General features: G+C 34.1%; 10 protein-coding genes and 1 pseudogene. 2 read left to right on the forward strand and 9 right to left on the reverse strand.

Annotation, left to right across the window (positions count from 1 at the left end; translation table 11 throughout):
- From V6M85_RS03040 to V6M85_RS03055, 4 genes are read right to left on the reverse strand one after another with little or no spacing between them, the layout of a single operon-like run.
- Positions 1 to 819, reverse strand: a complete 819-nt coding sequence (locus V6M85_RS03040; protein ID WP_338602839.1) for an RAMP superfamily CRISPR-associated protein — start codon at positions 817 to 819, stop codon at positions 1 to 3.
- Complete coding sequence (gene csx7 / locus V6M85_RS03045) at positions 791 to 1,627, reverse strand: type III CRISPR-associated RAMP protein Csx7 (RefSeq protein WP_338602841.1); 837 nt, start codon at positions 1,625 to 1,627, stop codon at positions 791 to 793. Before csx7 (V6M85_RS03045) ends, V6M85_RS03040 begins: the two co-directional genes overlap by 29 nt.
- A 1-nt stretch (position 1,628) precedes the next feature.
- Complete coding sequence (csx7, locus tag V6M85_RS03050; RefSeq protein ID WP_338602843.1) at positions 1,629 to 2,348, reverse strand: type III CRISPR-associated RAMP protein Csx7; 720 nt, start codon at positions 2,346 to 2,348, stop codon at positions 1,629 to 1,631.
- A gap of 14 nt (positions 2,349 to 2,362) precedes the next feature.
- On the reverse strand, positions 2,363 to 2,752 hold the full coding sequence (locus tag V6M85_RS03055) for a hypothetical protein (protein ID WP_338602845.1): 390 nt from the start codon (positions 2,750 to 2,752) through the stop codon (positions 2,363 to 2,365).
- A 612-nt stretch (positions 2,753 to 3,364) separates the two neighbouring features.
- Between V6M85_RS03055 and V6M85_RS03060 the strand changes: the two genes are divergently transcribed.
- The gene (locus tag V6M85_RS03060; protein WP_338602847.1) at positions 3,365 to 6,130 is read left to right on the forward strand and encodes a DEAD/DEAH box helicase; all 2,766 of its coding nucleotides are present in this window, start codon (positions 3,365 to 3,367) and stop codon (positions 6,128 to 6,130) included.
- Between the two features lie 294 nt (positions 6,131 to 6,424).
- On the opposite strand, the gene V6M85_RS03065 is transcribed toward V6M85_RS03060, so the two are convergent.
- From V6M85_RS03065 to V6M85_RS03080, 4 genes are read right to left on the reverse strand one after another with little or no spacing between them, the layout of a single operon-like run.
- Positions 6,425 to 7,024: an ArsR family transcriptional regulator gene (locus V6M85_RS03065; protein WP_338602850.1), complete on the reverse strand. Its 600-nt coding sequence runs from the start codon at positions 7,022 to 7,024 to the stop codon at positions 6,425 to 6,427.
- Positions 7,024 to 7,749 carry a CRISPR-associated endoribonuclease Cas6 gene (locus V6M85_RS03070; RefSeq protein WP_338602852.1) on the reverse strand — a complete coding sequence of 242 codons (726 nt, stop codon included), beginning with the start codon at positions 7,747 to 7,749 and terminating at the stop codon, positions 7,024 to 7,026. The genes V6M85_RS03065 and V6M85_RS03070 overlap by 1 nt, the downstream gene beginning before the upstream one ends.
- Complete coding sequence (locus V6M85_RS03075; protein ID WP_338602854.1) at positions 7,731 to 8,039, reverse strand: hypothetical protein; 309 nt, start codon at positions 8,037 to 8,039, stop codon at positions 7,731 to 7,733. The genes V6M85_RS03070 and V6M85_RS03075 overlap by 19 nt, the downstream gene beginning before the upstream one ends.
- Complete coding sequence (locus V6M85_RS03080) at positions 8,036 to 8,593, reverse strand: hypothetical protein (RefSeq protein ID WP_338602856.1); 558 nt, start codon at positions 8,591 to 8,593, stop codon at positions 8,036 to 8,038. The genes V6M85_RS03075 and V6M85_RS03080 overlap by 4 nt, the downstream gene beginning before the upstream one ends.
- Before the next feature lie 240 nt (positions 8,594 to 8,833).
- On the opposite strand from V6M85_RS03080, the pseudogene V6M85_RS03085 reads away from it, so the two are divergent.
- Positions 8,834 to 9,559, forward strand: a pseudogene (locus V6M85_RS03085) (transposase-like zinc-binding domain-containing protein).
- A 730-nt stretch (positions 9,560 to 10,289) separates the two neighbouring features.
- On the opposite strand, the gene csx1 reads toward V6M85_RS03085, so the two are convergent.
- On the reverse strand, positions 10,290 to 11,543 hold the full coding sequence (gene csx1 / locus V6M85_RS03090; RefSeq protein WP_338602858.1) for a CRISPR-associated CARF protein Csx1: 1,254 nt from the start codon (positions 11,541 to 11,543) through the stop codon (positions 10,290 to 10,292).
- Positions 11,544 to 11,926: the final 383 nt, after the last annotated feature.

An 11,926-nucleotide genomic window follows, 5' to 3' on the forward strand; every position in this document is an offset into this window, starting at 1 on the left:
TCACCACTCCTCATTGAAGTCTAAAGGATTAAACTTACTAACAAAATCGTTAACTGCCTTTACGTAATCACCTTTAGGATTTACAATAGAGAAAACCACTCTACCAAACCTCCTATCAGAGTATTTAAACCTGCCCAAAAGTAAAGTCTTCCCAACTAAACTATTACCCTTAATCCTAAGTCCAAAACCATATAATAACATGCCAATTTCAATAGGTTTCAATGAGCGAAATACTACTCTACCGAGAAACTTAGAATCCTTAACGGCACATTCATAAATAATCCCTCTTATACTTACGTTATCAACTTTCCCAGAAGTCATGACGAAATCTGAGAACGAAACTCTACTAGCTAACCCAGTGTTTCCTAAAAGATCACACACTGGACATATAGCAGGGAATCTTTCTGGATCGAACGTATCGCTTTGTCTAGGTGAAGGTTTAAAGATCCTCCTATAAGTCTGAGATGAGCTATTAGATTTCATGGAAATTATAAAACAAGATCCTGGAATTGATAATTCCAATCTAGACCTCACTAAACCCTTAATACTGGAGCCCGGTATAACTACCTTGCCATTGTAATTACACATCTCGAACGATAAAGGAGAGAAGTAATCTTGAACGTCAAGTAGTGAACCACTTAACGCCTTATTTACTAGCTCATCAATGTTACTTATGGGTTTAACCAATTCCACATCATATTTTCCACTACCCACATGTAGATAGTTCGATTTTACAGTTAGCTCTAACTCTATTACTCCATCAAGTCCTTTAGAATTTCTCTTGGTATATTCATTTCTCTGGATATGGGATCTTTGCATTATTAAACGCCTCCATAAACGGTTTCATCGCCTCGAAGAACTTATCACCATCACCTTCAGTTCCGTTCATATCCTTTACCTCAATATCCTCATCTCCTACTTTCTTAACTCCAATATCCGTGAACTTAAGCCTCTCAAATTTGACAAATCCAAAACCCCTACTTTTATGCCCTCCAACTTGAGTCATCCCACTATGAATACTATTCATAATCGTCAGTAAGTAGCCTATTGCGTAATTGGGTAAATTATTACCAATTAGCCGAAATGTGAATTTTGAACCTGGCTCTACGTATTCAACTTGAACTAATGCTTTACTCGCTGCAGCACCTTCAGTCCTACTTATAGCCACCATTGTCCTAATTCCTATGGAATAGGTAATGGGAATGGAATCTAAGAACCTCACTATACCTACTACGCTCATTGTTCCGAATAGCTTACAATTTAAGCAAGTATATTTCCAGAAGATTTCTATAGCCTCATTAACATCATTAACAATGGATTGTTGAAATCTATCATATAGCCTTCTCTTATTTAAACAATGATCCCTTCCCACTCCGCTACATACTTCAATGTTCTTATTAGATGATAAAATCCTTTCTCCAGTAGATCTAAATATCCCCTTCCAAGATGATCCTGGAATTACTGGTTCTCCATTTGCGTTTCTGAGAATTGGGTCTCTGGCTATACTAGCCGGATCAAAACTGCTCTTACCAGAACCTATTCTTAATGGAGCAGTTAATACTATAGTACCCTCTATGGAGGTCTGCCTCTTTATCAGATCTCTTCTAATAAAAGTGTAATCCACCAAATCATATCACCTTTTCAAGGTCGTAAATCTGAGCGTTTAATAAGTTTGGAGCCTTATAGAGGTAAACCTTCCCTTCTATCAACTTAACTAAACCATAACCCACACTCTTCCTAGCCCCTATGAAAATACCTTGAGAAGTCAGTGTCTTCAACAAAAACTTCATTGTCTCTACAGCCTTACTTTTCCACTCCTCCTTTTCTCCATTTACTATATCCAAATTATATATTATCATAGTGAAACTGAATTTGGCATTGGGTTCTACGTAATCTAACGTATATAGGTGTTTTGGTAATTGCCCTCCAAAAACCCTGCTAATAGCTACCATAGTCCTTTGAGATATTGCAAAACTGTTATCCTCTACAATCGAATCCAAAATGTAAACCCTAGATGACAAATCCTTGAAGCCGAATAATATACATGGAATACAGTAAGAATCTTTGCCACAGCTTGAACACTTCTCCTCATTTTCATTAATATCACACAACACCTTATATTTGGGATCGGTCAGAGTATTAATATAGGACTCAGCTAAACTCCTTAGAGCACCTTTTAAAGTGGATCCAGGTATTAAGGGTTTTCCCCTGTATTTCATTATTGGATTATCAGTTGCCTCCTCGAACTCCTGAGTTTTACCAGAACCTATTCTTAATGGAGTCTCATTTACTAGCTTACCCTCTATTTTCACTATGGTATTTATGGCATCTAAGTCTTGACAACTCATCACATTAAACCCCTTTACTTAGATAAGATCTCTACTAAATCTTTGAAGCTCTTCACATTACTCAAATTATTAACATTTACTTTTAACTCCTTTGAGGTTAGCGTTTCGTAAATCCACTTAACGTAACCCAATAATTCTAATCCCTCCTCAGTACTCTTATCCTTAAGATTGGATAGGAGAAGTTTACCAGTTTGCTTATCTATTTCCCCCCTACCCATCTGACGCATAATGTAAACTAATAGCTCATTTACGTTCCTTTTACTTTGAAGGAAAGACAACAGGTTATTAATAGTAGTTGAATCCACCATTGGCTCTCCTCTGTTATCTGTTTTAGAAGCTGAAATGGCAATTCTAGTAGCAACATCCAAAAGGGTCTCAGTATTCGAAACTTGTTTAGTAGACATTATGTACATTCACCCGCTGTATGTTTTTAAACTTTACGAATCGTAATACTGTCATATCTGTCTCATTTTTCTGAAACTTTATGCTTAAAACTACTTCTTCATCTAAGGGGGACGAAGCTTCCTGACTATATTTAAGAAATTTATGAGTGAGCATAATGTTCTAACTTTCTTCCAAAACGTTTAGTACTTCATGAACATTATAGCTGAGCTGACTGATTCCAAGATTAGATAAACTAGTCTAGTAATAAGCTACAAAAAAATAAAATGTGGTTCAGAAAGCCCCACTTATTTGAGGTGAGAACGACTCTCTTTTCACATTAGGCTTTAGGCGTTGCATGTTTCACCTCTAGCAATCTAAACTTGTCTAAGACTGAAGACAAGGTTTAATCCCCATCACTACTTATCCCTCTCTCTAGACCTTCATGATTTCATTGAGTAAAAAATCGTAGGAGGAGAATCAAATAAAACATAAGGATCAATGGCAATATATCATACCACCTTATAAATACTTCTAAACTAGGTATTACAATATATATTTAGTTCAATTTGAAAACTTTACGTGCTCACTTGTTAATGAAATTTTTTATTCTTGTTTGCTTAAGGAATTATTGCATGGATCTTTCTGATTTCAATTATATCCTCATTGAGGAAAAGGGAACCGAACAAGAACTAGCTGATGGATGTCTTTCGGGAAATGGAATATGTAAATTCTCAGATATTTTATCTAAATGTAATTCAAAAATAGAGTTTTGTAACTTTTCAATGTACAAACATCAACAAAGGGCTTTAGAAGCATTATTAAATGGAAAAGACGTCGTATTGAAAGCCCAAACCGGAAGTGGAAAGACGGAAGTTTGGGTAGCTTATGCGTTGGAAAAGGACGCATACTCCCTAGTCATATATCCCACAAAAGCCCTAACTAACGATCAACTACAAAGAATTTACAGATATTACATCCAAGCTAACTATAATGTGGGCATTAATACACATAAGAACGGACTATACGTAGTTTACGGTGATGTAGTGAGATATGATGGGGATACAAGTAAAGAGGTTAAATCATCCGTCAAAACTGCTAGAGTAGTTTTGACTAATCCGGATATGGTGCTAAATGGACTAAAAGGTAAAAATGCCTTATCTTCATTCTTTCCAATGACTGAATTAATAGTAATTGATGAATTGGACTTTTACGGCAGTTATAAGGCTACAATTTTGCTCTATCTGATAAAGGAAGTCTTAAAGAGGAGCAACAGAAATGTGAGAATCATAATAATGAGCGCTACTTTAAGTAATGTGAAGAACATCATCGACTTCTTCCCTGACAGGAATTTCGAAATAATTGAGGGAAAAGCCTATAAACCAAAAAATAAGTACTACATAATTTTAGGAAAAAAGGAAATAAAGCTCCCTAACATTAGTGAGCTAATTGGAAATACGAAAATCTCCCAACAAATTTTAAGAATAAACAAAGACTATACTGATACTATTTTAAATTTATCTAAAAAGAGCAGTGAGAACTCTAATACTACAACTATTGTATTCACACCAAACATAAGCTTTGCTGAAAACCTCTCAAGGAAAACTAATGTGGCAGTTCATCATTCTCGTGTTAGTAAGGGCGTCAGAAGTAAAATAGAAACCGAATTAAGAGAAGGAAAGATAAGTCATGTCATTACTGTGAAGACCTTACTTCAGGGTATAGACATCGGTAACGTAACAAGAATTATTCATTTTGGTTTACCTAATAAGGTCGCTGAATTCATCCAAAGAGAAGGAAGAAAGGGAAGGAGAAAAGAGATAAAAGAAACTGAAAGCATAATAGTTCCACTATCAATTGAAGATCTCGTAATCTCAAAAGACTTAATTGAATGGAAGAAATTGGGAAGTGAAAGTATGATAATCCACTCAGACAACGATTCCTTAAAGGATTATGAACAATGTATAGAAAACTTGAAAGATTGCAGATTTTATGAAGTTGAAAATCGCAACATGCACGTTTACGTTTATGATGGTACGAATTTCGATGAATTAGACGATAAAATATCATGGAGAGATTACGTCGAAAATAGGATTAAGGGAACAATTGATAATCAAAACGTTAGCATTGTAATTTACTCTGGTAAAGTAAACGATCTAAATGTGATAATAGAAACTCAGACTTCATTTGAAAATGCAACTTTCCTAAACAAGCAAAACATAAATTTTCCAACATGTTTTAAAAGTGCAATTAATAAGTACGAGGATATCTCAAGGAAGTGGGGGCAAAGACCAGATTTCTTCAGTGATATAGATTACGGTAAAATTTGGAGTTCAGTTTCTCTAAATCTACTAATTCCCGATAATGGCTACGTTGAGGTAACTGAAATACCAGATGACGTAATATGGACAATAGAGTCAAGAGAAAGGATAAAGGAAGTGACCCTCTCAGATGGCACTAAAATCCCCGTTTATGACTACAAATACATCTCATTGGGGGAGTATTGTAAAAAATTACCCAAACCCACATATAAGTTTAAGACTTACGCATACGTCTCAGAATTGGAACCTAATGACGTTATAGAAGGAGATAAGGCCATGGGATTACTCATCGCTTTACTCAGAAAGAATTATGGAGTTGAAATAGATTTAATCAAATACGTAATCATACATAATCTACTGAAGGTTTGGGAAAAGGAGCCTGTAGGCTTCTTAAAACACTTGAGGCAATATAAGAAAGTTACTGTAGGAGAGAAAGAGGTGACTTGTGAATCCCTCATAAAAGACATAGATAATGCATCTTTAGATGTGGGATTATTGCTTTTGCTCAATGAAATTAATCCCCTGAAATTTAATGAAATTCACAAAGAACTGGATAAAGTAAAGGCGTTAGCGAAACGGTATGTATATTATTTATGTGATGTAATTAAGATAGAAGGCAAATTAGTGTCAAAAAGCCTACCTGACTTAATAATAATTGACAGCTACCTAGATAAGTTCTCCATAACTTACAATGGGCAGACAAAAATTTATTCAATGTCAGACAGGAAAAAAATGATTAATGATATTTCCAATATCGTTAATCAAATTTTAATGAAAACGAAAGGTAATGAAGAAGTCATAGTCAGTTACAGTGATAGATTTGATGATTATCCCATGTTGAAGAGGTTCACTTACGTAATTGAAGATGAAGTTAAAAAGAAATTCGATTCCCCAATACCCCTTTCAAAAATTGAGGAAACCCTATTAGGAAAATCCAGGATTCTAAACATGGAAATGCAACTCAGCAATAAGTACAGTAATGGAGAGCCCATCAGCGATAATGAGTTCTCAGAACTATTCAAGATTAGGGCAGAAATGATATCTATACTTTATAATTACCTAAATGAGCAAAATGGATAACAGTGCAGTTAAGCGGGAAAATTTTTCTTAATTATCATATCTCAGGAAAGACATACTTAATCTCCAAACATGAACTATTATTTTCCATGTGTACGTATAAACATACATCCATTCCTTCATTTTTTGGAGCATCTGAAAATTAAGGTTATCCTCTCAATCAGAACTATTCGTAGAATCAACGTTAAGAATTGAGATGTTTCACACTCTTCTCTAGTAACTAAAATAATAAATTATTGAATTTTTTACATAAACTATCTTACACCTTTATGAGTATTAATAACGCTAACAGCTTCTTTATTGACAAGTCTCTAACATAAAGTAACCTTTAGGAGTGATCTCATACTTCTTATCCTTCTTAACAATTAACCTCATCTCCTCTAACCTCTTTAAGCTCCTATAAACCGTAGCTCTACTTATCTTTGTCGCAGAAGCTATTTTATCAATCGTATATAGGTTCTGTGATATTGCTCTTATTACACTCATCTCATTCTTACTGAGACTAACACCTTTGAAAGAGTCCATATCCAGTTCAGCTCTAGTCAGACTATCAGAGTAAACCACTACATTAGCGTTCTTCCCCAGAATAATGAAAGACAAAATCATAGCAACATCAACTTTCGCATCTTCCGGAGTAAGCAACAAAATGTAGTTCCCATTATTATTCTTCTTTATACCCCTAATTATCCTAGCTACATCATTCCAAATATCACCACCCTTCTCCAGCGAAATAATCTCTAACCTCACATTAAGTTTCCCCAAAATGCTCTCTAACATTTTAACATCTGAGGAATCTCCATAAGTTAATGCCTTAACCAATTTAACGTTAATACTTCTATACACCTCTCTTAAGATGAAGTCCATGGTACTTATGAAAGGGGAAACCAAAATTACCATCAACCATCACCATTTATCCTAATTCTAACCCTACCAAAACCATTCCTCCTCGAAGACCCTATACCCTTAGCTATCGCATTCTCAATAACCTTAAAGACGATATCCTCTTCATTAACAACACTATACCTCAACTTACCCACCATACCTATAATTTCATTTCCAGCGTAAATTACTTTAGCATATTTCATAATTGATGGCTCCTCCCACAATGAAGAATCGAGAAGTGAAATGGCTTTATGTAACATTTCATCACCTCGCTTAAAACCTGTTACATCTAGCAGATTCGTAAAGAATATATACGATGCCTTATTAGTGAAGATCTTCCTCTTTGTCTTAAAGAAAGGATTAACTAATAGCGCAGGAGTTAAAACTTCCATTTCGAATTCTTTAACTCTATTAACTCTTATTTCATCAATTTTGACGTTATGAACTACCCATAAAGTATTGAACAATCGCTTATTCTCCAAATTCGAAAGAGCCATGAGAACCTCCTCCTTATTTCCCCCAACCTCAAAAGAATAAACCTTGTTTGCGTAAACTTCCAGAAAGGTGGGAACATTTGAGTACTTAATCAAATACTTCCCATTAAACTTAAGTGGAGATATTGAAACGTTCTTAGGATTAGAAAGCAAACTCTTCCCAATCTTGCTACTAAATGGTGGAATTATTGTATCAGTCTCTGGTATTACAAATATTTCAGCTAGAATTACTGATATTTCAACCACCTCAGCCTATTATCATGATTATTCCTTCTCCACCTTCTCATTTCAGATAATATTAGATGAGATAATATCTCATTTTCTCTATCAGATACCAATTCAATCCTAGCATCCTCTTTTTTCTCCAACGATTGTAGAAACTTCAAAACTTCATTTATCCTCATCCTCTCAGCATTATCATCGAAACAATATAGACCTATGTAAATGTACTTATCTCTAGCTCTCAGTATCACTGTAGGGTAATCATCAATTAGCTTATCACTCATCATAACGTAAACTTGATTGAAGCTTATCATGATAACACCTCCTTATCTATTATTGCTTTACTTTCCTTAATCTTGATACATATTTCTTTAAGTTCTTCTATATTAATTCTAGATTTTAAAACGACCTTGTAAAGCGTTAATTTAGTTAATAACGTTTCTCCTTTTTCTTCATCAATCTTATATTCAGCTATTGCCAGGTAAGCAAACCTCGTATTGTATAGCCATGAATACATTCCAGCCTGTTTCTTTCCTTTGTCGATTACCTCAAACTTATTGGGACTTTCTTGGTTTACTGTTTTTATCTCACCTGGTATATTATCCTTCATAAAATCTGCCCTACCACATATGTCCTCAATGCATTTATTCTCAGCCTTCTCTGCACCTAATAACTCTCTCACATCATCCTCTAAACTTCTCGTCACCTCCATATCGCTCCTAATCTTCTTTAAGCTTCCTAATATATTAGATATTGAACACAAATTCTTCATATCCTTGACTAACGGCTTATATTGAAACTCTACTTTCTTGTTAAGTTTTAGTACATAGTCTATAGTAGCCTCTACCTCGGGGGTGAATATACCCATTAAAAAACACCCCCTCATTACTCAGTAATGGATATATCGACCTTTGTAGAATCTACTCTTTTGATATGATGCTTTAGTCTTAAATGATGTATTTCAGATTCAAATTTGTATGGAGATTTGCTCATTTTATACACAGTAAAAAATTATAATTACCCCTTTAAAAAGTTATCCCTGCTCTTTTGGAATGTGTTCATAATATCGTCATGAAGGTATAAATACTTGTATAATGAAAGTATTACTATGGGTAAAAAACCAGTTTATAGAGAGACAACTTGTCCCTCATGTGGTAGTAATCATGTAGTTAAAAAAGGTGAGGGGTAAGCAAGAGTATCTTTATAGGAATTGTGGTAGGCAATTCCTTGAGGGTGCTAAGCATCGTTATGATGAAAGTGTAAGGGAGAAGGCTTTAGAAATAGTATGATCATGAGGGCTATTTTAAGTTCTAAAAGTGCCTTTAGGTACTGTTTTCACGTGGATCAAGAGGTATGGTAAGAGAAAGTATGAGAAGTTAGCTGAACTTTAGAGTAAGGCTAGGGATGTAGTGGGTGAAGGTGTTAAAATAAAATGTAGACCTATTTGAAAGCATTCTACAAGTGGGTTTTTACTGGATTTCTCTTCTCTACCAAGGGTATGTATGTTTCCTGCTCCAATCGTGATGAGAATACGTTTAATGAACTTAGGCAATATCTCCCAGAGAAGGAAACTTGGGTAACTGATGATTATAACTTGTACTTCCTCCTACTCTAACATACTGTTGTTTCTCCAGTTAATCCTAACGAGTCCCTCTACTCATCCCTACATGATAGGCTAGTAAGGTTCAAGAGGGCTACCAAGGCAATTAATAGGAACTTAGATACGATGAAGTACTCATTAGCGTTGGTATTATGGGAGAGAGGGCTAGTATCAGAATTTATACCTTCGCGACGACATTATGACTACACACTAAATCAGTTTAAACTAAATTAAAAATTGTTGAATGTATCCCTCTTTCTTCCTTAACACTATTTTTTATAAAAATAAACTCATTTATGGTTAAAAAACTTACGAATTTAAAACTAAAATATATTAAAACTAACCCAGTCTATCAATTCATATCAGCATCTTCCTCTTATCATATCAGCATAATAAAGCTTTTGCTCTAGATAAGGACATATATACTTGATAATCTTCTATGGAATTGAAAGATAGTAAATTCTTGAACTACAATAGTTTGTAAATTGAAAGAGGGCTAAAATCCCTTTACTTAATTAAAGAATACTATTGATAGTATGGGAGTGTTCAACTAAAGTCATGAAAATCCATAATATAATATGCTAAAAAATTCAAATATGACTGTAACTGAACGCTCTCGCTTTGTATAACATCATGGGGAATAGTAACTACATAGAATTTGCACATTAACACCTTATTAATCATTCAGTTGCGTACCTAGTCTATATTAACAATTTAAGTTTTTACGGAAAATCTTAATACAGAATGTAATTACTTTGTGGGATTTTTCAAAATTTACGTTATTTTTACATTCTCTTCATAGTAAAGAGAACGTACTAAACCAGATAGTTTTACAAATACCCACAAAGCAGAACATAATTAGTTGAATAAAAAATTCAATATAAGCGCTAACTACTAACGTATCTAACAAGTTAAACAATTCGTAACCGCAATAACTAGTTCAAATCATGGAGCATTAGGGCAGTTATTTGAAAATATCAAGTAAGTTTTCAAGCAGATTTTCTAGGCTACCGCCTTTTTTATTTTTATATTTTATCTCCTCTATTTTTGCATCTCCATGTATATAGCTTAGATCTACATCTATTATCTCCTTTAATAGCCCCACATGAGCTAGATAATTCCGTTTATCCATACGAGACTTACTTGGCTCTTTTTTTATTCTCATTATGTTCTCTCTTTCCCGCTCCATAAGTGCAGCAACGGTGTAATTAGCGTATTCAGTTTCCCATTTAATAAGTGTATCTTGAGAAATCTTATCGTAGTTTACTAACTTACTTAAGGAGTAAAGGAGAGCATGAGCTAAGTAATATGAGATTTTCATATCAAGTTTGTAAGTTATTTCTTTAAGGTTACCCTTTACGTTTACCTCTATTTTCATATTGTTAATTTGCTTAAGCTTATCCTCAACTTTTCCTAACATCAAATTTATAAAGTTCTTAAAGTGAAATACAAGAATGTACGCTCCAGCAAACGCAGCTTTCGCTAATCTATATATCTTATCTATGTCGTCTACTCTGCTTATCCCTACATAATATTCGATATCCTTGCTTAAGAACTCTAGAATTAGGCTATTAAAGCTATTAGCAGTATCGAAATTGATCTTATTTATCTCATTTATATTGAGCTCAATGTTGCTATCGTCATCCCTACCTACGTAAGGATCTGAATTGAAGAAATGAGCAATACCTTTTCCATGAGCCATCATGGCAGTAATGACTGTGTTATATAGGGCTATGGGCATGTAATTTATGCCATGGGTCAAATCAACATATACTATGGGGCTTTCATATTTAGAAAGGGTCGAGAGTATTGTATAATAGAGGTGATTAAAGTAAAGATTTATATCATTACTACTTGAGGATTTTTCTTCCCTATACACTATAAAGTTTTTCTTATCATCTGCAAACATTCCAACGCCTGGAGAAATAACAAACTCTACGTTTTTGCACTCTTCTGTTAGGTCTTTTATACTTTTTGTCGTTTCTGTTAATTTGCTTTTCATTTTTTCAACAGATTCTCCATAAGTGGGTAAGAAATCTCCAACTAACTTATGATAAAGAGTAAAAGAGAGAAAGACAATTGTCTTATCAACATTCAATGCTTTACATAGAGCTTTTGTTGAAGTGTAAGATTGAATAACTTGGTTTTTAATTCTGTAAGAAACCCGCCTATAATTTGTAGGATCTCCGAAAACAGAGAATAAAATGGTGTTGGTCATTAATATATTCTCTAAAACCAACAATATAAAGATTATTATTCCATAACTCCATAGCGAATCAGACGTTTAGATTTTAGAAGATTATCGGAGAAAAACTCTACTATTAGGACTGAATCCTTATTGAGATTCTCCTTATGTCTTCACTATTAAGGAAGTTAAGAAACTTTATACTTTGTTGGGTGTTTGTAAACTACCTAGCGTTCTTTTTACTATGGAGAGAATGTGATAAGTAACGTAAGTTTTTGAAAAACTCCCACAAAGTACATTTGAAATGATATTTTTACTATAAGAAGAATTCAAAGGGTAACGTAATGAGGTAACTTTTCGTATGGAGCCCTTTTGCACCATACATCTAGACTATTTTTCTTTCTCTTTATAACAAA

The sequence above is a fragment of the Sulfolobus tengchongensis genome, from assembly GCF_036967215.1.
Classification (GTDB): Archaea; Thermoproteota; Thermoprotei_A; order Sulfolobales; family Sulfolobaceae; genus Saccharolobus; species Saccharolobus tengchongensis_A.

What these genes read in the sequence shown, in the direction of transcription:
- csx7 (WP_338602843.1), bottom strand. Translation starts at nt 2,348, where the DNA reads ATGAGTTGTCAAGACTTAGATGCCATAAATACCATAGTGAAAATAGAG.
- V6M85_RS03080 (WP_338602856.1), bottom strand. Translation starts at nt 8,593, where the DNA reads ATGGGTATATTCACCCCCGAGGTAGAGGCTACTATAGACTATGTACTA.
- V6M85_RS03075 (WP_338602854.1), bottom strand. Translation starts at nt 8,039, where the DNA reads ATGATAAGCTTCAATCAAGTTTACGTTATGATGAGTGATAAGCTAATT.
- V6M85_RS03055 (WP_338602845.1), bottom strand. Translation starts at nt 2,752, where the DNA reads ATGTCTACTAAACAAGTTTCGAATACTGAGACCCTTTTGGATGTTGCT.
- V6M85_RS03040 (WP_338602839.1), bottom strand. Translation starts at nt 819, where the DNA reads ATGCAAAGATCCCATATCCAGAGAAATGAATATACCAAGAGAAATTCT.
- V6M85_RS03060 (WP_338602847.1), top strand. Translation starts at nt 3,365, where the DNA reads ATGGATCTTTCTGATTTCAATTATATCCTCATTGAGGAAAAGGGAACC.
- csx1 (WP_338602858.1), bottom strand. Translation starts at nt 11,543, where the DNA reads ATGACCAACACCATTTTATTCTCTGTTTTCGGAGATCCTACAAATTAT.
- V6M85_RS03065 (WP_338602850.1), bottom strand. Translation starts at nt 7,024, where the DNA reads ATGGTAATTTTGGTTTCCCCTTTCATAAGTACCATGGACTTCATCTTA.